General features: G+C 70.8%; 19 protein-coding genes, 1 tRNA gene and 2 pseudogenes. 15 read left to right on the top strand and 7 right to left on the bottom strand.

All coding sequences use genetic code 11. From position 1 onward, the window contains the following. Positions 1 to 74: 74 nt before the first annotated feature. The 5 genes from JG616_RS03890 to JG616_RS03910 form a co-directional block, all read right to left on the bottom strand. Positions 75 to 473 (bottom strand): phasin family protein, encoded by a 399-nt coding sequence (locus JG616_RS03890; RefSeq protein WP_199360141.1) that lies wholly within the window; start codon positions 471 to 473, stop codon positions 75 to 77. A 254-nt stretch (positions 474 to 727) separates the two neighbouring features. Then, on the bottom strand, positions 728 to 1,087 hold the full coding sequence (gene queD, locus JG616_RS03895; RefSeq protein ID WP_199360142.1) for a 6-carboxytetrahydropterin synthase QueD: 360 nt from the start codon (positions 1,085 to 1,087) through the stop codon (positions 728 to 730). 3 nt (positions 1,088 to 1,090) lie between these two features. After that, positions 1,091 to 2,284, bottom strand: coding sequence for a 2-methylaconitate cis-trans isomerase PrpF (gene prpF, locus JG616_RS03900; RefSeq protein WP_199391733.1), 1,194 nt, complete (start codon positions 2,282 to 2,284; stop codon positions 1,091 to 1,093). 110 nt (positions 2,285 to 2,394) lie between these two features. Continuing rightward, entirely contained in the window at positions 2,395 to 5,010 is a 2,616-nt protein-coding gene (acnD, locus tag JG616_RS03905; protein WP_199360144.1) for a Fe/S-dependent 2-methylisocitrate dehydratase AcnD, read from the bottom strand. A 94-nt stretch (positions 5,011 to 5,104) separates the two neighbouring features. Further along, positions 5,105 to 5,842, bottom strand: coding sequence for a glycosyltransferase (locus JG616_RS03910; RefSeq protein WP_199391734.1), 738 nt, complete (start codon positions 5,840 to 5,842; stop codon positions 5,105 to 5,107). A gap of 189 nt (positions 5,843 to 6,031) precedes the next feature. Here JG616_RS03910 and JG616_RS13770 point away from each other — a divergent pair, with 189 nt between their 5' ends. The 12 genes and pseudogenes from JG616_RS13770 (at position 6,032) to JG616_RS03965 (ending at position 17,700) form a co-directional block, all read left to right on the top strand. After that, positions 6,032 to 6,478: a helix-turn-helix domain-containing protein gene (locus JG616_RS13770; RefSeq protein WP_199391735.1), complete on the top strand. Its 447-nt coding sequence runs from the start codon at positions 6,032 to 6,034 to the stop codon at positions 6,476 to 6,478. A gap of 73 nt (positions 6,479 to 6,551) precedes the next feature. Next, a pseudogene (locus tag JG616_RS03920) lies at positions 6,552 to 7,481 on the top strand (bifunctional enoyl-CoA hydratase/phosphate acetyltransferase); the annotation flags it as partial. Positions 7,482 to 7,501: 20 nt separating this feature from the next. Further along, complete coding sequence (locus tag JG616_RS03925) at positions 7,502 to 8,728, top strand: acetate/propionate family kinase (protein ID WP_199391736.1); 1,227 nt, start codon at positions 7,502 to 7,504, stop codon at positions 8,726 to 8,728. Beyond that, positions 8,725 to 9,033, top strand: a complete 309-nt coding sequence (locus tag JG616_RS03930; protein ID WP_199360147.1) for a BolA family protein — start codon at positions 8,725 to 8,727, stop codon at positions 9,031 to 9,033. The genes JG616_RS03925 and JG616_RS03930 overlap by 4 nt, the downstream gene beginning before the upstream one ends. 69 nt (positions 9,034 to 9,102) lie before the next feature. Continuing rightward, positions 9,103 to 10,359 carry an efflux RND transporter periplasmic adaptor subunit gene (locus JG616_RS03935; RefSeq protein WP_199391737.1) on the top strand — a complete coding sequence of 419 codons (1,257 nt, stop codon included), beginning with the start codon at positions 9,103 to 9,105 and terminating at the stop codon, positions 10,357 to 10,359. A 3-nt stretch (positions 10,360 to 10,362) separates the two neighbouring features. Then, positions 10,363 to 11,562 carry an FtsX-like permease family protein gene (locus JG616_RS03940; RefSeq protein ID WP_199360149.1) on the top strand — a complete coding sequence of 400 codons (1,200 nt, stop codon included), beginning with the start codon at positions 10,363 to 10,365 and terminating at the stop codon, positions 11,560 to 11,562. After that, positions 11,555 to 12,289: an ABC transporter ATP-binding protein gene (locus JG616_RS03945; protein WP_199391738.1), complete on the top strand. Its 735-nt coding sequence runs from the start codon at positions 11,555 to 11,557 to the stop codon at positions 12,287 to 12,289. The genes JG616_RS03940 and JG616_RS03945 overlap by 8 nt, the downstream gene beginning before the upstream one ends. 104 nt (positions 12,290 to 12,393) lie before the next feature. Continuing rightward, a complete protein-coding gene (locus JG616_RS13730) occupies positions 12,394 to 12,519 on the top strand; it encodes a hypothetical protein (protein ID WP_255527401.1) in 126 nt (41 codons plus the stop codon). A 10-nt stretch (positions 12,520 to 12,529) separates the two neighbouring features. Further along, positions 12,530 to 13,366 carry a c-type cytochrome gene (locus JG616_RS03950; RefSeq protein WP_199391739.1) on the top strand — a complete coding sequence of 279 codons (837 nt, stop codon included), beginning with the start codon at positions 12,530 to 12,532 and terminating at the stop codon, positions 13,364 to 13,366. 38 nt (positions 13,367 to 13,404) lie between these two features. Next, positions 13,405 to 14,772 carry a cbb3-type cytochrome c oxidase subunit I gene (locus JG616_RS03955; RefSeq protein ID WP_199391740.1) on the top strand — a complete coding sequence of 456 codons (1,368 nt, stop codon included), beginning with the start codon at positions 13,405 to 13,407 and terminating at the stop codon, positions 14,770 to 14,772. A 3-nt stretch (positions 14,773 to 14,775) separates the two neighbouring features. Beyond that, a complete protein-coding gene (locus JG616_RS03960) occupies positions 14,776 to 15,576 on the top strand; it encodes a CbbQ/NirQ/NorQ/GpvN family protein (RefSeq protein WP_343224970.1) in 801 nt (266 codons plus the stop codon). Positions 15,577 to 15,588: 12 nt separating this feature from the next. Then, entirely contained in the window at positions 15,589 to 17,700 is a 2,112-nt protein-coding gene (locus JG616_RS03965) for a hypothetical protein (protein WP_199391741.1), read from the top strand. An 82-nt stretch (positions 17,701 to 17,782) separates the two neighbouring features. Here the strand turns inward: JG616_RS03965 and JG616_RS03970 are convergent. Continuing rightward, a tRNA-Met gene (locus JG616_RS03970) sits at positions 17,783 to 17,859 on the bottom strand. Between the two features lie 154 nt (positions 17,860 to 18,013). On the opposite strand from JG616_RS03970, the pseudogene JG616_RS03975 reads away from it, so the two are divergent. The 3 genes and pseudogenes from JG616_RS03975 to bfr form a co-directional block, all read left to right on the top strand. Then, positions 18,014 to 18,505 (top strand): annotated as a pseudogene (locus tag JG616_RS03975) (RNA pyrophosphohydrolase); the annotation flags it as partial. 208 nt (positions 18,506 to 18,713) lie between these two features. Next, a complete protein-coding gene (locus tag JG616_RS03980) occupies positions 18,714 to 18,920 on the top strand; it encodes a (2Fe-2S)-binding protein (RefSeq protein ID WP_199360155.1) in 207 nt (68 codons plus the stop codon). 206 nt (positions 18,921 to 19,126) lie between these two features. Then, positions 19,127 to 19,597, top strand: a complete 471-nt coding sequence (gene bfr, locus JG616_RS03985; RefSeq protein ID WP_199360156.1) for a bacterioferritin — start codon at positions 19,127 to 19,129, stop codon at positions 19,595 to 19,597. Between the two features lie 70 nt (positions 19,598 to 19,667). On the opposite strand, the gene JG616_RS03990 is transcribed toward bfr, so the two are convergent. Further along, positions 19,668 to 22,220 (bottom strand): hybrid sensor histidine kinase/response regulator, encoded by a 2,553-nt coding sequence (locus JG616_RS03990; protein WP_235972865.1) that lies wholly within the window; start codon positions 22,218 to 22,220, stop codon positions 19,668 to 19,670. Position 22,221: the final 1 nt, after the last annotated feature.

Below are 22,221 nucleotides of genomic sequence, written 5' to 3' on the forward strand. Positions count from 1 at the left end.
AGACAGGCATCGCGCGGGGAGAGAGGGGCGCGCGATGCCCCGGTCCCGTTGCCGGGACCGCTGTGACGCGTCGCTTACTTGCGCTTGCCGGCGGCGGCGCGGGTGGCGGTCTGCACCGCGTCCTCGGCCTTGGCCTGGGCGGCTTCGACCTGGCCCTTGGCGATCTGCGCGATGGCTTCGTTGGTCGACACGGCCTGGCCGAACACTTCCTGGCCGGCGCTCACCGAGCGCTCGAGGCTCTCGCGGGCGGTCTGCACGCCCTTCGGCCACACGGCCTTCAGGCCGTCGATGTCGCGGACCTCGGCCAGCTCGCCCCAGAAGGCGAAGGCGGCGTTGGTGTTCTGCTCGAGCGTCGACAGCTGCAGGCCGAAGGCCTTCTCGGCGCTGGCCAGGGCCAGGCGGTTGACCTGGGCGGCGGTGTCGGCGAACTGGCGCGCGGTGGCGCTGAACTGCTCGTTGATGTTCTGGTACATGGCGGGCTCCTGCTGGTGTCCGGCAGGGAATTGCCGGTTTGTGCGGTGCAGCATAGCCCAGCCGATGTTGCAGCGCAACAACCGCTCGTCGGCACGTTCAGCCAGCCTCCGCCAAGCCGCCATCACCCCAACCGCAGACTCCACCTGTAGGAGCGGCTACAGCCGCGATAGCCGATTCGTTTCGGTAACCTCGATCGCGGCTGTAGCCGCTCCTACAGGGGGGCCTCGCCGGCCAGAAGGCCCCGCCAGAACGGTCACCCCGGGCCGCGATACCGGCAGCCGGACGTGCAGGTTTCGTGCACCACCACTTCCGAGAGCAGCGGCAGCGCCGGCTTCAGCCGCTCCCAGATCCACGTCGCCAGCCGCTCGCTGGTCGGGTTCTCCAGCCCCGGGATGTCGTTGAGGTAGTGGTGGTCGAGCTGGTCGTACAGCGGCCGGAACGCCGCCTTGATGTCGGCGAAGTCCATGACCCAGCCGGTGTCCGCGCCCGGCTCGCCGGACACGTGCAGCTCGATCCGGAACGAATGGCCGTGCAGCCGCGCGCATTTGTGGCCCTCGGGCACGTTGGGCAGGCGGTGCGCCGACTCGATGGTGAAGACCTTGAAGATGTCCATGGTTCAGCCCTCCGCCGGCACGCGCACGGTGCCTTCCATCAGCACCCGCGCGCTGCGGCTCATGATCGCCTTGGTGGCCGTCCAGCGGCCGTCGACCTGCGCCGCCTCCGCGCCCACCCGCAGCGTGCCGGAGGGATGCCCGAAGCGCACCGCCTCGCGCGCGCCGCCGCCTGCCGCCAGGTTGACCAGGGTGCCCGGAATGGCCGCCGCGGTACCGATGGCCACCGCGCAGGTGCCCATCATCGCGTGGTGCAGCTTGCCCATCGACAGCGCACGGACGTTGAGGTGGATGTCGCCGGCGGCGATGGCCTTGCCGCTGCTGGCGACGTAACCCTTGGGCGGCGCGACGAAGGCCACCTTGGGCGTGTGCTGGCGCGTCGCCGCCTCTTCCGGCGTCGCGATCAGGCCCATGCGCAGGGCACCGGCGACGCGGATCGCCTCCAGCGTCGCCAGCGCGGCGCGGTCCTCGTTGATCGCCGGCTGCAGCTCGGTGCCGTCGTAGCCGACGTCGGCGGCATTGATGAAGACCGTCGGGATGCCGGCCGACAGCATCGTCGCCGGCAGGGTGCCGATGCCCGGGACCTCGAGCTCGTCGACCAGGTTGCCGGTGGGAAACATCGCGCCGCCGTCGCCGTCGTCATCCGACGGATCCAGGAACTCGAGCACGATCTCGGCGGCCGGGAAGGTCACGCCGTCGAGCTGGAAATCGCCGGCCTCCTGCACCTCGCCGCTGGCGATCGGAACGTGCACCACGATGGTCTTGCCGATGTTGGCCTGCCATACGCGCACCGCGAACGTGCCGTTCTCCGGCAGCCGGTCGCGCGCGATGAAGCCGTTGGCGATCGCGAACGGCCCGACCGCGGTGCTGAGGTTGCCGCAGTTGCCCGACCAGTCGACGAAGGCGGTGTCGATCGAGACCTGGCCGTAGAGGTAGTCGACGTCGTGGTCCGGCCGCGTCGACTTCGAGATGATCACGCACTTGCTGGTCGACGAGGTCGCGCCGCCCATGCCGTCCGTGTGCTTGGCGTAGGGATCGGGCGAGCCGATCACGCGCATCAGCAGCGCGTCGCGCGCTGGTCCGGGCACGCGCGCCGCTTCGGGCAGGTCTTGGAGGCGGAAGAACACGCCCTTGGACGTGCCGCCGCGCATGTAGGTGGCAGGGATCCTCAGTTGAGGCGCGTGGGGGCGTCTGGTCATGGAAAGCGCTCGTTGGGGCTATGCGCCATTGTCCCACGGCGCCCGCGGGCGACGGCCGGGTCTGCCGGGGGTCCCACCTTCGGGGAACCCGCATCGCATGCCTTCGCCCGTTACGCGGCTGTCGAGGCCGCCAGGAAATCCTGCGCGAAGCGCTGCAGCACGCCGCCGGCCTCGTACACCGAGACGTCCTCGTCCGAATCCAGGCGGCAGGTGACCGGCACTTCGACGCTGGAGCCGTCGCCGCGGTTGATCGACAGCGTCAGCGTCGCACCCGGCGCCGGCGTGCCGACGACGTCGAAGGTCTCAGTGCCGTCGATGCCCAGCGTGATCCGCGTCGTACCCGGCTGGAACTCCAGCGGGAGCACCCCCATGCCCACCAGGTTGGTGCGATGGATGCGCTCGAAGCCCTCGGCCACGATCGCCTCCACGCCCGCCAGGCGCACGCCCTTGGCCGCCCAGTCGCGGCTCGAGCCCTGACCGTAGTCGGCGCCGGCGATGATCACCAGCGGCTGGCGCCGCTCCATGTAGGTCTCGATCGCCTCCCACATGCGGGTGACCTGGCCTTCGGGCTCGACGCGCGCGAGCGAGCCCTGGCGGACGCTGCCGTCCTCGTTGCGGACCATCTCGTTCTGCAGCTTCGGGTTGGCGAAGGTCGCGCGCTGCGCGGTCAGGTGGTCGCCGCGATGGGTGGCGTAGGAGTTGAAGTCCTCTTCCGGCACGCCCATCTTCGCCAGGTACTCGCCGGCGGCGCTGGACGCCATGATCGCGTTCGAGGGCGACAGATGATCCGTGGTGATGTTGTCGCCGAGTACGGCCAGCGGACGCATGCCGGTGAGCGAACGCTCGCCGGCGAGCGCGCCCTCCCAGTAGGGCGGGCGGCGGATGTAGGTCGACATCGGGCGCCAGTCGTACAGCGGGCTCACGCGCTCGCCGGTATCGACGTGGAGGCGGAACATCGGCTCGTAGACCTTGCGGAACTGCTCCGGCTTGACGCTGGCCTTGACCACGGCGTCGATCTCCTCGTCGCTGGGCCAGATGTCCTTGAGCGTGACCGGCTGGCCCTCGGCGTCGATGCCGAGCACGTCCTTCTCGATGTCGAAGCGCACGGTGCCGGCGATCGCGTAGGCGATCACCAGCGGCGGCGAGGCGAGGAAGGCCTGCTTGGCGTAAGGGTGGATGCGGCCGTCGAAGTTGCGGTTGCCCGACAGCACCGCCACCGCGTACAGGTCGCGGTCGATCACTTCCTGCTGGATCACCGGATCCAGCGCGCCCGACATGCCGTTGCAGGTGGTGCAGGCGAAACCGACGATGCCGAAGCCCAGCTGTTCGAGCTCGGCCAACAGCTGCGCCTCTTCCAGGTACAGCTGCACCGCGCGCGAGCCGGGGGCGAGCGAGGTCTTGACCCAGGGCTTGCGCGTGAGTCCGCGGGCATTGGCATTGCGCGCCAGCAGCGCGGCGGCGATCACGTTGCGCGGGTTCGAGGTGTTGGTGCAGCTGGTGATGGCGGCGATGATCACCGCGCCGTCGGGCAGCAGGCCTTCGGCTTCCTGCGCGCGCGCGCCGGCAAGGTCGCCGGCGATGCCGCGCTCTTCCAGCGCGCTGGTCGGCAGGCGGCGGTGCGGGTTCGACGGGCCGGCCATGTTGCGCACGACGCTGGACAGGTCGAAGTGCAGGGTGCGCTCGTACTGCGCGTCGATGAGATCGGTCACCCACAGGCCGGCGGTCTTCGCATAGGTCTCCACCAGTGCGATCTGCTCCTCGGTGCGGCCGGTGAGGCGCAGGTAGTCGAGCGTGTTGTCATCGATGAAGAACATCGCCGCGGTGGCGCCGTATTCGGGCGCCATGTTGGAAATCGTCGCGCGGTCGCCGATGGTGAGCGCGGCGGCGCCTTCGCCACGGAACTCGAGATAGGCGCCCACCACCTTCTGCTGGCGCAGGAACTCGGTCAGCGCCAGCACCACGTCGGTGGCGGTGATGCCCGGCTGCGGGCGTCCGGCCAGTTCAACCGCCACCATCTCCGGCGTGCGCATCCACGACGCGCGGCCGAGCATGACGTTCTCGGCTTCCAGACCGCCGACGCCGATCGCGATCACGCCCAGCGCGTCGACGTGCGGCGTGTGGCTGTCGGTGCCGACGCAGGTATCCGGGAAGGCCACGCCGTCCTGCGTGTAGATCACCGGCGACATCTTCTCCAGGTTGATCTGGTGCATGATCCCGTTGCCCGGCGGGATCACGTCGACATTGCGGAAGGCCTGCTTCGTCCAGTCGATGAAGTGGAAGCGATCCGCGTTGCGGCGGTCCTCGATCTCGCGGTTGCGGGTGAAGGCGTCGGGATCGAAGCCGCCGCATTCCACCGCCAGCGAGTGGTCGACGATCAGCTGCACCGGCACCACCGGATTCACCTGCGCCGGGTCACCGCCGGCATCGGCGATCGCATCGCGCAGCCCGGCCAGGTCGACCAGGGCGGTCTGCCCGAGGATGTCGTGGCAGACCACGCGCGCCGGGAACCAGGGGAAGTCGAGGTCGCGCCGGCGCTCGATGAGCTGCAGCAGGTAGTCATCGACGCGCGCGGGGTCGGCGCGGCGGACGATGTTTTCCGCGTGCACGCGCGCCGTGTAGGGCAGGCGGGCCCAGGCGCCCGGGCGCAGGGCCTCCACCGCCTCGCGGGCGTCGACCCATTCGAGCGTGGTTCCCGGAAGGGGCTTGCGGTACTGGCTGGCGGTCATGGCGGGCACGGGCGTGGGGCGGGGACCCTCCATTGTATCGCCGTGCGCCGGCTTGCCCTGGATCCTGGTGCCGTGAGCGATCGGGTGCCGCCGGTCAGGGCCGGTCGTCGGACCCGGGCGGCCGCGCCGGCGGTTCATGGCGCCGCGGCCCGTACCACAGCGGCAGGGCGTCGCGGGTCCGTGCCGCCCGCCTCGGCGCGAGCAGGAAGCGCAGGCTGAAGCGCAGCTTCTCGCCCAGCGAATAGGTGTGCAGCTTGCGCGCCGAGGTGACGACCGGCTCGCGCAGGATCGCCACGCGTCCCTGCCGGGCCAGCGCGCGCCCGAGCGCCACGTCCTCGGCGACGAACAGGCCTTCATCGAATCCGCCCGCGGCCGTGAATGCCGCCCGGGTGCAGAAGATGAAGCAGCCCGGCGTGACGCCGAATATCCGGAACGCGACGATCGACGCCGATTCCAGGACGCGTACGCGCAGCGGCAGCGGACGCATGAAGCGCACCGCCGTGCCGCCTCCCACCGCACCCGAATCGAGCGCATGCATCGCCGCGTCCACCGCCTGCGCACTGACCAGCGTGTCCGCATCCACGAACAGCAGCCGGTCGCCCATGGCGGCCGCCGCACCGGCATTGCGCGCCCCGGCGATATGGCGCACCTCCACCCGGATCACGCGCGCGCCGCGGTCGCGCGCGATGGCGGCCGTGGCGTCGGTCGAGGCATCGTCCACGACGATGACGTCCACGTCGGCGCGGCGGGCATGCGTGGCGGCGAAGATGGCGTCGAGCGTGGCGCCAATCACCGGCGCCTCGTCATGCGCGGGGATGATGATCGAAAGCACGGTCGCTCCGCGGTCCATGGGGTCGTCGCAGTGTCCAGTCTGCCGCCTGGTGCGGTCGACCGCGTGAGGGCGGTGATTAATCCAGCAGCAGGTTTGACGATAATCCGCAAATGCGGCATTCGACGCAGGACGCATTCAAACCCTAGACTGCGGCATTAATCCCCCGCTGCTTCTATGGAGTAATGACCGGTGGCCAATCTCGCAACCGTCCTGAAATCCGAAATCGCGCGTCTTGCCCGCAAGGAGACGAAAACCCAGCTCGACCCCCTGCGCAAGGCCAATGCCGGTTACCGGCGCGATATCGCCGCGCTGAAGCGCGAAGTCGCGGCGCTTTCGAAACAGCTGAAAACCGGCCTGCGCGCGCCACGCGCGGAACGCAGCGCCGTGGCGCCAGGGGCCGAGGGAGAATCGCCCCGCGTCCGCTTCCAGGCCAAGGGCCTGAAGTCGCATCGCGAGAAGCTGGGAATTTCGGCGGCGGAGTACGGCCGGCTCGCGGGCGTCAGTGCCCAGTCGATCTACAACTGGGAAGCCGGCAAGACCGCGCCACGCGCGGCGCAGGTGCAGGCGCTCGCCGCGCTGCGCGGCATGGGCAAGCGCGCCGCCACCAGGCAGCTGGAAGACGGCGCGGGTGAGTGACCCGCGCGCGATGCCGCCGGCGCCAGCGAGCCCGGTGACCGAAGGAGCGCAGGCCCGTCCCGTCCGCCGCACCGATGCCAATGGCAACGACGGCCTCGCACGCCTGCTCGAGCACGTCGCCGGGCTGGCGCCGGTGCGTGCGGCGATGGTGCATCCCTGCGATGCCCTGAGCCTGGCCGCCGCGCTCGACGTGCGTGATGCCGGCCTGGTCGAACCCGTGCTGGTGGCGCCGCGCGCCCGCCTCGAAGCGGCGGCCGCGGACGCCGGCCTGGATATCTCCGGCCTCGCGGTCGAGGACGTGGCGCACAGCCACGCCGCCGCGATGCGTGCGGCCGAACTGGCCCGCAATGGCGAGGTCGAGATCCTGATCAAGGGCAGCCTGCACACCGACGAGCTGATGTCGGCGGTCGTGGCCTCGGTGTCGGGCCTGCGCACCAAGCGGCGCGTGAGCCACTGTTTCGTGATCCAGACGCCGCACTATCCGCGTCCGTTCCTGGTGACCGACGCCGCGGTGAACCTCGCGCCGGACCTGATGCAGAAGGCCGACATCGTGCAGAACGCGATCGACCTGGCGCGCGTGCTCGGGATCGACAAACCCCGGGTCGCGATCCTGGCCGCGGTGGAGACGGTGAACCCGTCGATGCAGGCCACGCTCGATGCGGCCGCGCTGTGCAAGATGGCCGACCGCGGCCAGATCACCGGGGGCGTCCTCGACGGGCCGCTGGCGTTCGACAACGCGGTGTCGATGGAGGCCGCGCAGGCCAAGGGCATCGCGTCGCCGGTCGCCGGCCGGGCCGACATCCTGGTGGTGCCGGACCTGGAGAGCGGCAACATGCTCGCCAAGCAGCTGATCTTCATGGGCCAGGCCGCCAGCGCCGGGATCGTGCTGGGCGCCAGGGTGCCGGTGGTGCTGACCAGCCGCGCCGATCCGCGCGAATCGCGCATGGCGTCGTGCGCGATCGCGCTGATGCTGGCGCACCACTACCGCAAGAGCCCGCCGTGAGCGCCGCAGTGGAGCCGGCCATGCCCGATGCGCCGGCCGTGGCGTCGTCCGGCGCCGACCTGGTGGTGGTGCTCAACTGCGGGTCGTCCAGCATCAAGTTCGCGGTCTACGACAGCGGCGTCGATCCGCTGCCGCGCACGGCGCTGTGGAACGGCAAGGTCCAGGGCATTGGCGGGCCGGCCCCGGACTTCGGCGAGAGCGGCGTGGCGCCGTTCGCGGTCGCGCTCGACGCCGGCCAGCCCTACCGCAGCGCGCTGGCGCTGATCCGGGACCGGATCCTCGCGCGCCTGGCCGGGCGCCGCGTGGGCGTGGTCGCGCACCGGGTGGTGCACGGCGGCAGCCGGTATTCCGAGCCGGTGCGCGTGGACGCGTCGGTGCTCGAGGACCTGCGCGGCTTCATCCCGCTCGCGCCGCTGCACCAGCCCTTCGCGCTGGAGGCCGTGGCCATCCTGCTGCGCGAGTATCCGCGCCTGCCGCAGGTCGCCTGCTTCGATACCGGCTTCCACCACACCCTGCCCAAGGTCGAGCAGATCCTGCCGCTGCCCTACGACGCCTGGGAGCGCGGCCTGCGGCGCTACGGCTTCCATGGCCTGTCCTACGCCTACATGGCCACGATCCTGCCCGAACGCCACGGCGACATCGCCCGCGGCCGGACCGTGGTCGCGCACCTCGGCAGCGGGGCCAGCCTGTGCGCGATGCAGGACCTGCGCAGCGTCGCCACCACGATGGGCTTCTCGGCCCTCGACGGCCTGATGATGGGCACGCGCACCGGCGCGCTCGATCCCGGCGCGCTGCTCTACCTGATGGAGATCGAGAAGCTGGGCCTGGACGAGGTGGGGCAGCTGCTCTACCACCGCTCCGGCCTGCTGGGCGTCTCGGGCATCTCGTCGGAGCCGCGGGTGATCGTCCGGCACGAAGACGACGAAGGCGAGGCGGGCGAGCGCGCGCGGATCGCGCTGGCGCTGTACGTGCGCCGCATCGTGCGCGAGATCGGCGCGCTGGCCGCGGTGCTGGGCGGGCTCGACCTGCTGGTCTTCACCGCGGGCGTCGGCGAGCACAATGCCTTCATCCGCGAGCGCGTGTGCCGCGACCTGGCCTTCCTCGGCGTGGCGCTGGACGACGCGGCCAACGCCGCGCACGCAGCGCTGATCTCGACCGGCGGCAGCCGCGTGCGCGTCGGCGTCGAGGCGACCAACGAGGAGTGGATCGCGGCCCTGCAGGCGCGATCGGCGATAATGCCGGCATGAGCAAGCTCGACCGCATCCACGCCGCGCTCGGCGCGCTGTCGCCCAGCCACCTCGAGGTGCTGGACGAAAGCCATCTGCACAGCCGCGGGCTGGAAACCCACTACAAGGCCGTCATTGCCAGCGAGGCCTTCGCAGGCCGGTCGCCGGTGCGCCGGCACCAGGCGGTATACGCCGCGCTGGGCGGGCTGATGGGCGAGATCCACGCGCTCGCCCTGCACACCTACACCGCGGCCGAATGGGCCGCACAGGGCGCGGCGCCCGATTCGCCGCGCTGCAGGGGCGGCAGCCGGCACGACCCGGCCTGATCGGCGGCACCGGCGCCGGCGCCGCGTTGCCGTAGCGGCGGCCGTCGGGCCACCATGAGGCCTTTCCCGATGGAACACGCGATGGCGATGCGCGGTGGACGGCGGACGTGGGGACTCGCAGCGGCCATCCTGGTGGTGGCAGCGGTGCTGGCCTGGGGCTTTGCGCGCTGGCGCGGCCCGGAGCTTCCGGGCTACGTGGTGCAGACGGGGCCGATGGTGCAGAACGTCGTCGCCACCGGGCGCGCCGCGTCGCTGTCGCGGGTGCAGGTCGGCGCCGAGATCGCCGGGCTGGTGCTGGAGCGCCGGGTGATGGAGGGCGACCGGGTCGAGGAGGGCGACGTGCTGGTGGTGCTGCGGGCCCGCGACCTCGAGGCCCGTCGCGACGAGGCGCGCGCCGCCCTCGACGCGCTGCGGCAGGCCGAGCGCCCCGATGCCGAGGCGCGGCTGGCGCAGGCGCGCGCCGCCCGCGTCCAGGCCGAACGTGACCTGGCACGCCGCCGTGATCTCGGCCGCGAGCAGCTGGTGTCGCGCGAGAGCGTGGAGCAGGCGGCCCAGGCCGAAGTCGCCGCGCGTGCCGCCGAGCGCCAAGCGCGCGTGGCGCTCGACGCCCTGGCCGGCGGCGCCTTCGAGGCCCAGGCCCGCGAGCGCCTGCAGGCGGCCGAAGCCGAGCTCGCACGCGCCGTGATCCGCGCCACCGTTTCCGGCACCGTGCTGGTGCGCAACGTCGAGCCCGGCGACACCGTGACCCCGGGCGACGTCATGCTGGAGATCGCGCGCGATGCGCCCGGCGAGATCCTGCTGCCGCTGGACGAGAAGAACCTGGCGCGGCTGGAGGTCGGCCAGTCCGCGACCTGCATCGCCGACGCCTTTCCCGACCGGCCGTTCCAGGCCACCGTGCACCACGTCGCGCCCGGCATCGACCCCGCGCGCGGCACCGTCGACGTGCGCCTGCGCATCGATCCCGGCGTCGATTTCGTGCGCGCCGACATGACCGTGACCGCCACCATCCTCACCGGCCGCCGCGAGCAGGCCGTGGTGGTGCCCAACGACGCGCTTGTCGGCGACAGCGACGCGTCCGACCGCGCCGGGGTCGTGCGCGTGCGCGACGGCCGCGTCGCGCGCGTGCCCGTGCGGCTGGGCCTGCGCGGGCTCGGCGCAAGCGAAGTGCTGGAGGGCCTGGTGGCCGGGGACCGGGTGCTGGCGGCCGGTGCGCTCGAACCCGCGATGCTGCCGGCGGACGGCAGCCGCGTGCGCATCGACGACCAGCCCTTGCCTGCGGCCTCCGACAGCGACAGCCGCGGCGAGCTTCCGGTCCAGTTCGACTGAGCCGTGTGGATCGAGTCCACCATCGCGATGCGCTTCCTGCGCCACGGCCGGGCGCAGACGCTGCTGATCCTGTTCGGGATCGCGGTGGGCGTCTCGGTGATCGTCTTCGTCACCGCGCTGATCGCCGGGCTGCAGGCCAACATCATCGACCGCACGCTGGGCACGCAGGCGCATGTGCGCGTGGAGGCCCCGCGCGAGGTCAACCGCGTCGCGCCGGTGCCCCCCGGGACCCTGCAGCTGGTGCTGGAGGACCCGCGCCCGCAGGCGCTGCGGCCGATCGACAACTGGCTCGAGGTGCGCGACGTGCTGGATCGCCTGCCGGGCGTCGCCGCGGTGTCTCCGGTGGTGTCGGGCCCGGCCTTCGGGCGCCGCGGCAGCGCCGCCGAGTCGGTCGCGCTGGTCGGCGTGGACATGCCGCGCTACCTGCGCGTGATCCCGCTGGACGAACACGTCGTCGAGGGACGGCTGGAGGTCGGCTCCGGCAACGCGGTTGTGGGCAGCAAGCTGGCCGAGGATCTTGGCCTGCGCCTGGGCGGCAAGCTGCGGCTCGATGCCGGCGAGGGACGCGAGGCGATCGTCAACGTCGCCGGCATCTTCGAGCTGGGCGTGCGCGAACTCGATGCCCGTTATGTCTACCTCGACCTCAAGCAGGCGCAGTCGTTGCTGGCCCTGCCGGGCGGCGTGACCGTGATCGACATGACCGTGCAGGACCTGTTCGGCGCCGACCGCATCGCCACGCGGGTGGCCGGCCTCACCGGGCTGAAGGCCGAAAGCTGGATGGACACCAATGCCCAGCTGATGAACGCGCTGAGCTCCCAAAGCATGTCCACGCGCATGATCAGCGTCTTCGTGGCGCTGTCGGTGGCCCTGGGCATCGCCAGCGTGCTCGCGGTGAGCGTGGCCCAGCGCACGCGCGAGATCGGCATCCTGCGCGCGATGGGCACGCGGCGCCGGCAGATGCTGCTGGTCTTCCTGGTCCAGGGCGCGGTGCTGGGACTGGCGGGTGCGCTGCTCGGCGCGCTCGCGGGCTGGGGCCTGGTGTGGGCCTTCAACAACCTGGGCCCCGGGCTGTTCGAGATCCCGATGCCGCCGGCGCTGGTGCCGGCGGCGATGGCGCTGGCCACGCTGTCGGGCATCGGAGCGGCGCTTGTGCCCGCGTCACGTGCCTCGCGACTCGACCCGGTGGAGGCGATCCGTGGCTGAGCCCAATGACGTCCTGCGCCTCGAGGGCCTGCGCAAGTCCTACAACATCGGCCAGCCCAACGAGGTCGAGGTGCTGCACGGCATCGACCTGTGCCTGGACCGCGCCGACTTCGCGGCCCTGGTCGGCCCGTCGGGTTCCGGCAAGAGCACCCTGCTCAACCTCATCGGCCTGCTGGATTCGCCCACCGACGGCGAGCTTTACCTGCGCGGCACGCCGACCCGCGACATGGATGACGAAGGCCGCACCGCGCTGCGTGGCCGGCACATCGGCTTCGTCTTCCAGTTCCACCACCTGATCGGCGCGTTCACTGCGCTCGAGAACGTGCTGATGCCGTGGATGGTGGCGCACGGCAGGCCCACGCCCGAGATCCTCGAAGCCGCGCGCGGCCTGCTGGCCGACGTCGGCCTGGAGAAGTTCACTGACCGCCGTCCCGACCAGCTGTCGGGTGGCCAGCAGCAGCGCGTGGCGATCGCGCGCGCGCTGGTCACGAAGCCGTCGCTGCTGCTGGCCGACGAACCCACCGGCAACCTCGACACCAGGACCGCGGCCGATGTGTTCGAACTGCTGCGCCGGTTCAACGCGCAGTTCGGCTGCGCCGTGCTGGTAGTGACCCACGATCCGCGCCTGTCCGAGAGCTGCGACCGCACGATCACCCTGGTGGACGGCGAAGTGGTTTCGGACGAACGCAACCAGGCGCGCGCTGCGGCGGTACCGCCGGGGGCGTGACGCTGCCGCGCAACCGGTCTTGCCCCCGGTTTGCACGCGGGCCCGAGGGGTGACACAGTGGCCCGGCAACGGAACCGCCTGAAAGCCAGTCCGGGGAGCATCGAATGAACGCGACAAGCCTGATGACAGCCGTGCGCTGGGTGGGATCGTTCGTCCTTCTGCTGATGGCGGTCGCCGTGGTCTACGCCGCCTACACCGCGATTTCCTACTGGCCCTCGATCGCCGTCTGAGGAAGGTCCCATGAACAAGCGGCAGTCCCGGATCTTCGCCATCGTCGCAACAGGCCTCGCCGCCGTGGCATTCCTCGGCCTGACCCTGTACAGCCACACGCGCTTCGACGACCTCACCAATGCAGCGGACATCACGCCGGAAATCACCCACGGCAAGGATGTCTGGCACAAGTACAACTGCATCAACTGCCACACCCTGTTCGGCGAAGGCGCCTACTACGCGCCCGACCTGACCAAGATCGCGCAGCACCGCGGCGAGGCCTACCTCAAGGCCTATATGCGCGATCCGTCGCAGTTCTACGACGAGCAGCGCCATCGCCGGCTGATGCCGACGCAGGACCTCAGCGAGATCGAGATCGAGAACCTGGTCAAGTTCCTCGACTGGGTGTCGAAGGTCGACAACCAGGGCTGGCCGCCGCGTCCCATCCTGGTGGCCGGCGGAACCGTCAACGTGGCCGCGCAGGGCACGGGGCAGGCCGCGGCGCAGGACGTCAGGCCGGTGCGGGCCGACAGTGATCCCCGCGCCATCGGCGAACACCTGTTCGCAACCGCGGTGCCGGTCTGCACCGCCTGCCACTCGCTGCAGCCGGGCGTGCAGCTGGCCGGTCCGTCGATGGCCGGCATGGCCGAGCGCGCGGCGCAGACGCTCGCATCCCCGGACTACACCGGCAGCGCGACCGACGTCGAAGGCTACATCCGCGAGTCGATCGTGAACCCGAGCGCACACCTGGTGCCGGGCGCCATGTTCTCGGCGGAAGGCACCTCGTTCATGCCCAACACCTATGCGGACAGCCTGACCGCAGAGCAGGTCGACCAGCTCGTGGCCTTCCTTGGATCGATGAAATAAGACTGGCGGCGTCCTGCGCCGGCACCGGGAGATCTTCCATGCGTTACAAGTCCCAATCAGTGGCCTACTGGTACTTCGCCGTGGCCATGGTGCTGTTCGGGCTGCAGATCGTGTTCGGGCTGCTGTCGGCCGCGAAGTACCTCGGGCCGGACCCGCTGCTGTACATCCTGCCGTTCGACGTCACCAAGACGATCCACACCAACCTGCTGATCGTCTGGGTGCTGACGGGCTTCATGGGCGCCACCTACTGGATGGTGCCGGACGAGTCGCGCACCGAGCTGTACAGCACGAAGCTCGCCTACTGGCAGCTCGGCCTGTGGACGGTGATGGGCGTCACCGCGGTCATCGGCTACCTGTTCCGCTACGGCACCGGCAACAAGCTGCTCGAGCAGCCGCTGCCGCACAAGATCGTGATCGTGATCTGCATGCTGATGTTCCTCTACAACATCGGCATGACCATCAAGCGGTCCGGGCGGTTCACGACCACCGAGGGCGTGCTGCTGGGCGGGCTCGCGCTGTCGGCGGTGCTGTACATCCCCGCGCTGCTGCACTACGAGAACTACACGGTGTCGATCTTCTACCGCTGGTGGACGATCCACCTGTGGGTCGAGGGCGTGTGGATGATGATCATGGCCGGCTTCCTCGCCTACCTGCTGATCCGCCTGTCCGGCATCGATCGCGAGGTGATGGAGAAGTGGCTGTACGTGATCGTGGGCCTGGTGTTCTTCGCCGGCATCCTCGGCACCGCGCATCATTACTACTGGGTGGGCGTGCCGCATATCTGGCTGCCGATCGGCGGCTTCTTCAGCGCGCTGGAGCCGCTGGCGCTGGCCGCGATGGCGATCTATGCCTATGCGGCGATGCGGCGGGGCGGCGTGAAGCATCCCAACAGCCTGGCCCTGCACTGGACCATCGGCAGCGCGATCTTCGCGCTGTTCGGCGCCGGCCTGCTGGGCCTCGCCCACACCTGGCCCAGCGTCAACAAGTGGACGCACGGCACCCTGGTCACCGCGATGCACGCGCACTCGGCCTTCTACGGCGCCTACGCGATGATCGTGATGGCGATGATCACCTACGCCCTGCCGGGGCTGACCAACCGCCCGCAGGACAGATACTCGCCGCTCGGCTACTGGGCGTTCTGGCTGCAGGTCACGGGCATGTTCGGCATGACGCTGTCGTTCGGCACCGCCGGCATCGCCCAGGTCTATCTCGAGCGCATCATGGGCATGGGCTATCTCGACGCCCAGCTCAAGATCCAGGTGCACTTCCTGATGCTGATCCTGACCGCGACGATCTTCGCCACGGGCGTGGCGATGTTCATCTACGACTTCTTCCGCTACCGGCCGCGCTTCGACGTGGTCGCGGACGATGGCGACGCCGGGCTGCGGGTCGCACAGGAACGCTGACCGGTGCTCGAGCACGCGGGGCCGGCCGATGCCGGCCCGTACTACCTGCCCACCGGCAACGAGGTCGGCATCGTCGAGCAGTGCCACGCCGGCGGGCTGGCGGTCATGCTCAAGGGCCCCACCGGCTGCGGCAAGACCCGCTTCGTCGAACACATGGCCTGGCGGCTCGGGCGGCCGCTGATCACTGTCGCCTGCCATGACGACCTCACCGCCAGCGACCTGATCGGCCGCTTCCTGATCCGCCACGACGACACCGTCTGGCAGGACGGTCCGCTGACCCGCGCCGTACGCGAGGGCGCGATCTGCTACCTCGACGAAGTGGTCGAGGCGCGACAGGACACCATCGTCGTCCTGCATCCGCTCACCGACTACCGGCGCATCCTGCCGATCGACCGCACCGGCGAGACGCTGGAGGCGGCGCCGGGTTTCCAGCTGGTGGTGTCCTACAACCCCGGCTACCAGCGCATGCTCAAGGACCTCAAGCCGAGCACGCGGCAGCGCTTCGTCGCGATCGAGCTGGGCTTTCCCGAGGCGCCGGCGGAAGCCGCGATCGTCGGCAACGAAAGCGGCGTGGACGGCGGCACGGCAATGGCGCTGGTCGAGCTGGCTGGCCGCCTGCGCGCGCTGCGCGACCGCGGCCTGGCGGAAGTGCCGAGCACGCGCCTGCTGATCGCCGCCGGGCGCCTGGTGGCCAGTGGCATCGGCCTGCGCGAGGCCTGCAACGCGGCGGTGGTCGCGCCGCTCAGCGACGACCCGACCCTGCTCGGCGCGATGCGCGAACTCGTCGACGCGATGTTCCCCTAGGCGGCCGCCGACGTGGCCGAGGCCGAGGATGTCGTCGTCGACGTGGCGCGGCACGCGACGGTGTTCATTCGCGACACCTGGCGGCGCCACTACGCGCGCGAACCCGATGCGCCGGTCGCGCTCGCGTCGCTGGTCCGGCGCCTGGACCTGCTGGTGTCGGCCGCGTTCGGCACCAGCCTGCCGATCCGCGTGGCGCTGCCGCCGGCGCGGCCGACCGTGCTGCACCGCCTGTTCCACCACCGCGCCCATCCGCGCCATCGCCAGGCCGTGCCGGCCACGAGCGGGGATACCCTGTGGCTGCCGGCCCATCTGGGCACCTGCGACATGGGTGAAGCCTCGGAGCTCTACCGCGCGATGGCGATGCAGCAGGCCTGCCGCGCCCTGCGTGGCCACGTGCAGGTGATTGCAGGGCAGGGCAATCCGCTCCTGCGCGACACCGCGCTGGTGCTCGAGGCGCAGGCCGCCGAAGCGGCGGTCGCTCGCGGGTTCCCTGGCCTGCTGCCGGCACTGCGGCGGCTCCGCCGATTGGCGCTGGCGGCGCGCCCGCCGCTCGCCGCGTTCGCCCCGGCGAGGCAGCCGCTGGAGCGACTGGTGCGGAGCATCCTCGAAGGCGAGCCGGGCGAGGTGTGCGAGCTGGTCGATCCGGGTGATCCGGGCGCGGGCGAGCCGGTCGGCCCTCTGGGCCCTGTCGGCACCGCGCCTGGCACCCCGCCTGTCACCGCTTCCTGCGGAGGCGATGATCCGCTCGGCCAGGCCGAGATGCTGCTCCGGGAGTGGGCCCTTGACGCCGCCGACGTGCGACGGCTGGGCCCCATGCCGCTGTACCGCGACTGGTGGACGGGCGAACTGCGTTCGGCGGGCGCCATGGCCCGGATGGTCGATGGCCGGGCCCCCGGGCACGACGCGGACGACCCGGGGCCCGTCCGCAGCGCGCGGATGGAGCGGCGCCCCGAGGAACGCGAAGCGACCGCGGACGAGGACAAGGGCGGCGAACCCGGCGTATGGATGATCCAGCAGGACGCCCCGCACGAGGTCGCCGAGGACCCCTTCGGGTTGCAGCGCCCGGTCGACCGCGACGACGAGACCAGCGCCGACGAGTACGGCGACATGCTGTCGGAGCTGGCGTCCACGCGGATGGTCGCCGCGCCCGATCCGCCGCGCGAAGTGCTGCTCTCCGACGACCCGCCCGCCAGCCGCGCGAAGATCGACTTCGACGACCCCGACGCCGGCGGCACCCGCTCCCGCTATCCCGAGTGGGACCACGCGAGCGCGTCCTACATCGAGCACGGGACCACCGTGCGCATGATGCCGCCGGTGCCCGGTGATCCGGGCTGGGTCGACGCGACGCTGGCCCGCCATCGCTCGCACCTCGACGGCATCCGTCGCCAGTTCGAGGCCCTGCGGCCGGAGCGCGTGCGCCTGCGCAGGCAGAGCGACGGCGAGGACGTGGACATCGATGCCTGCGTCGAAGGCCGTGCCGACCTGCGCGCCGGCGGCTTCCTGCGCGAAGGCCTGTACGAGGCCCGCCGCCCCGGCCGGCGCAGCATCGCGGTCTCGCTGCTGGTGGATGCCAGCGGCTCCACCGACGGCTTCATCGGCAGCGGCCGGCGCGTGATCGACGTCGAACGCGAAGCGCTGCTGCTGGTGTGCATGGCCCTGCAGGGCCTGGGCGAACCGTTCTCGGTCATGGCCTTTTCCGGCGAAGGCCCGCACGGGGTGACCCTGCGCATGCTGAAGGCCTTCGACGAGGCCTACGGCCAGGAGGTCGCACTGCGCATCGCCGGCCTGGAGCCGGAACGCTACACGCGTGCCGGCGCCGCGATCCGCCACGCGACGGCACTGCTGATGCGCCAGCCCGCCGAGCATCGCCTGCTGCTGATGTTGTCCGACGGCAAGCCCAACGACGCCGACCGCTACGACGGGCGCTTCGGGGTCGAGGACATGCGGCAATCGGTGACCGAGGCCCGGTTGCAGGGCATCTTTCCCTTCTGCCTGACCGTCGACCTGCAGGCCCCCGGCTACCTGCCCAAGGTCTTCGGCCAGGACGGCTATGCCGTGCTCGCGACGCCGGAGCGGCTGCCGCTGGTGCTGCTGGACTGGACGCGGAGGCTGCTGGCGCGCTGAGTCGTGCCTGGGCTCGGAAACGGAAAAGCCCGCGGCGGACGCGGGCTCTGATCATGCAAGCCGTTGATCCGGCTCGTGATTCTGGTGGCTATGGGTGGACTCGAACCACCGACCCCAGCATTATGAGTGCTGTGCTCTAACCAGCTGAGCTACATAGCCATGGACTCGCGCGCAGGGCGCGTCGAGCCAGCAATTGTCTACCCGGCGACCGGTCGCCGTCAAATCCCCGGCCTCGGCTTGTCCCCCCCGGCGCCGCGTGGCAGAGTCGATCGCAGTGACGCCACAGGCGTCGAAAGACTCAGGAGTCCGCATCGTGATCGATCCGGACGGCTATCGCCCCAACGTGGGCATCGTGTTGATGCACCCCGACGGCCGGGTGTTCTGGGCGCGGCGGGTGCGTCGCGACGGCTGGCAGTTCCCGCAGGGCGGGATGAACTCGGACGAGACGCCGCTCGAGGCGATGTACCGCGAGCTTCGCGAGGAGACCGGGCTGACGCCGGCGCACGTCGACGTCCTCGGGGTCACGCCGGGCTGGCTGCGCTACCGGCTGCCCGCGCGGGCCGTGCGCCGCAACGACCGCCTGGTCTGCATCGGACAGAAGCAGGTCTGGTATCTGCTGCGCTTCACCGGCGCCGATGCCGACCTGCGCCTGGACCTGACCCACAAGCCGGAGTTCGACCACTGGCGCTGGGTGGATTTCTGGTACCCGCTGGAGCACGTGGTCACCTTCAAGCGCGGGGTCTACGTGCGCGCGCTGCAGCACCTGGCGCCGTTCGCGCGGCAGGTGGCCGGCGCGGCCGCGGTGCCGACCATCGGCCTGGAAACCCAGCGCAGCCGCGGCCGACCCGGGCCGGGCGGCGCCGCCGAGCGCGCGCGGGGCGGCACCCGGGGGCCGGCCGGCATCCGCCGCTCGACGGGCGACTCCAACTGATGCGACTGATCCTCACTCAGCATTGACAATCATTCTCATGTGCGCGGACAATGGCCCCGTCCCCGGTTCCGCGAGCAATGCCGTGTACGTCTGTATCTGCAACGGTGTGACCGACCACGAGATCCGCCAGGCGGCAGCCGCCGGCTGCGCCAGCATGGCCGAGCTCACGATGCGCACCGGCTGCGGCGCCAGCTGCGGCAGCTGTGTCGGCACGGCCGCGGCCCTGCTCGACGCCGAGGCCGGCGCCCGCCGGGTCCTGCGCGAACTTCCGCTGGCCGAGGCCGCCTGATCCAGTCGGGCATGATCCAGTCGGCCTGATCCAGTCGGGCTGATCCAGTCGGCCTGATCCAGTCGGGCATGATCCAGTCGGGCATGATCCAGGCCGTCTGAGCGGCCACCATCAACCGGACTGCGGATGATCACGATTCGCGTTCCGGCACGACATGGGCGCAGGCGATACAGTCCCGGCATCCCCATTCCAGCCGGAGGCATCCCATGAAGGGCGACCCCAAGGTCATCGAGTTCCTCAACAAGGCGCTCTACAACGAGCTGACCGCGATCAACCAGTACTTCCTGCACGCCAAGATGCTGAAGAACTGGGGCCTCGAAGACCTCGCCAAGCACGAGTACGAGGAATCGATCGACGAGATGAAGCACGCCGACCAGCTGGCGGACCGCATCCTGTTCCTCGAGGGACTGCCGAACTTCCAGGCCCTGGGCAAGCTGCGCGTGGGCGAGTCGCCGCGCGAGATCCTCGAATGCGACCTCTCGCTCGAACTCGACGGCCTGCCGCTGCTGCGCGAGGCGATCGAGTACTGCGACGGCGTCAAGGACTACACCAGCGGCCGGCTGTTCAAGGACATCCTCGATTCCGAGGAAGAGCACGTCGACTGGATCGAGACCCAGCTCGACCTGATCAACCGCGTCGGCGAGCAGAACTACCTGCAGTCCAAGATGGGCAGCTGAGCCACGCGCCCGCTGCACCCGGACAGGCCCGCTTCGGCGGGCCTGTCCGCGTTCCGGGCCCGTGGGCCGCTCAGGCCTGGGCCGGACTCGCCGCTTTGAGCGCCGCGCGCGCGCGGTTGAACTCGTTGGCCACCAGGGCCACCGCCACGGCGGGACGCTCCAGAAGCCGTTCGCGTGCGCCAAGCTCCACGCGCTTGGCGGCCGCCGACAGCGACAGCGCGCCGAGGTTCGCGCTGGAGGACTTCAGCGAGTGCGCGGCATCGCGCAGCGCGTCGTAGTCCGGACCGGTGGCCGCCTGCTCGAGCGCGGCGATCAGGCGCGGCGTATCCGTCAGGAAGACATCGACCAGGTGGTCCAGGTCGCCGCCGAGCATCGCGCGCAGCTCGTCGAGTATCTCGTGGTCGAGCACCGGCGGCAGCACCTGCGGCGGCACCGCGGGGGCGGCCGGGGGCGGTGCGATCCCCGGATCGGCGACAGGCGGTGACGCCGTCGTCGACGCGGCCGGAACAGGCACGGCCACGGGGGCCGACGACGCCGCTAGAGGCACGGTCACCGGGGCCGGCGCGGACTCCGTCGAAAGGTCGCTCCAGGCGGACACGTCCGCGACGTCCGGCTCCTGCGGAAGCGGGAGCCCGTCGACGAATTCCACCGCCAGGTCCGCGTCCGCCGCAGGGCCGATCATGTCACCGGTCAGCGGATCGACCTCGTAGGACTCGCGCTGCGCCGCGGCCGCGGCGGTCTCGGCGTTCCACCAGCGCGCGAGCGTACGCTCGAGCTCGCTGCGGGTCACCGGCTTGGCGAGGTAGTCGTCCATGCCGGCGTCGAGGCACTTCTGGCGGTCGCCGGCCATGGCGTTCGCGGTCATGGCGATGATCGGCACGTGGCGGCCGTCGTCGTCGGCGGCTTCCATCTCGCGCCACCGGCGGGTCGCCGTGTAGCCGTCCATCACCGGCATCTGGCAGTCCATCAGCACGATGTCGTAGCGCGAGGCCTCCATGCGCAGCACGGCCGCTTCGCCGTTGCTGGCGGTGTCGCAGGTGATGCCCAGCACCGACAGCAGGCGCTGGCCCACCATCAGGTTCACGGGGTTGTCCTCGACCAGCAGCACGCGCGCGGCGCGCACGGGGGCTGTCGAGCTTGGGGCGGGACGGATGGCGGCCATGGTGGCGAGCTCCCTGGGATCCGGTGTCGGCGCGGAATTCCCTCCGAGGAGGGCGGCGCGGAGATCGGCATCGGGGGCCTGCCGGCTGAGAAGCGTGACGCTGCGCTGGAGCTCTTCGGGGACCGGGTCGTCTCCGTACAGGCAGACGAGCTTGAGGTCGCCGTAGACGGCCTGTCGGCCGAGGTTTCGGTGCAGGGCCACCGCGGTGCTGCGCATGCCGGCGAGGTCCGCCAGCACGAGGGAGTAGGCCCAGGGCGCGCCCTGGTTGGCGGCGGTGCGCAGCCGGTCGAGGGCTTCCTGCGTGGTCTCGACCGAGCTCACGCGGAGGCCCCAGTTCGGCAGCAGCATCGACAGGCGAAGGCGCAGGCGCGGGTCCGCGCTGAGCAGGAGCAGGCGGCCGCGCGAGGTGCTGTCCTCGACCGTGTTCTGCATGTCCCCGGCGGCCTTCAGCAGCGGCACCTCGAACCAGAAGGTCGCGCCGTGGCCGGGCTCGGAGTCGACGCCGATGCGTCCGCCCATCAGGTCGACGATGCGCTTGGAGATGGCGAGCCCCAGCCCGGTGCCGCCGTAGAGGCGGGTGGTCGAGGCGTCGGCCTGGCTGAAGGCCTGGAACAGGCGCGGCTGCGACGTCGCGGCGATGCCGATGCCGGTGTCGCGGACCTCGAAGCGCAGCTGGTGCTGGGCCGCGGTCTCGCCGATCCGGCGCACCGACACCGACACCGAACCGCGCTCGGTGAACTTGACCGCATTCGAGACCAGGTTGCCCAGCACCTGGCGCAGGCGCACCGGGTCGCCGCGCACCGCCAGGCGCACTGCCGGGTCGACGGTCAGGTTCATGCGCAGGCCCTTGCCCTGCGCCGGGCGCTCCAGCAGCTGCAGCACGCCGTCGAGCAGCTCGCGCAGGTTGAAGCTGGTGGTCTCGAGCTCGAGGCGGTCGGCCTCGAGCTTCGAGTAGTCGAGGATGTCGTCGACGATGCGCAGCATCTGCTGCGACGAGGTGTAGGCCGTGCGCACCAGCTCGGCGTGGTCGGAGGCCAGGCGCGCGTGCATCAGCAGGTCGAGCATCGGCACGATGCCGTTGAGCGGCGTGCGGATCTCGTGGCTCATCGTGGCCAGGAACTCGCCCTTGGCCATCACCGCCGATTCCGCGGCCTGCTTGGCCTGGCGCAGCTGTTGCTCGAGCTGGGTATGCTGCTCGATCTGCGCCTGCAGCTGCTCCATCACCCCCTCGTCGCGACGCGCGCGCTCGTCGGCTTCCTCGATCTGCTGGTCGCGCCGGTGCAGCCCGACGTGGAGCGCGATCACCGCGAACAGCGCCAGCAGCACCAGCACCAGCGCGGCGTGCTGCCAGGGGCCTTCCATCCCCATCACGTCCAGCACCAGGGTCAGCGCGGCGCCTGCCGCGGCGCCGAGCGCAAGCCAGCGCATCATGAGGGCCGTGGGGCGTCCGCGTGTGGTCATG

The organism is Luteimonas sp. MC1895, from assembly GCF_016457215.1.
In the GTDB taxonomy this organism is placed as follows: domain Bacteria; phylum Pseudomonadota; class Gammaproteobacteria; order Xanthomonadales; family Xanthomonadaceae; genus Luteimonas.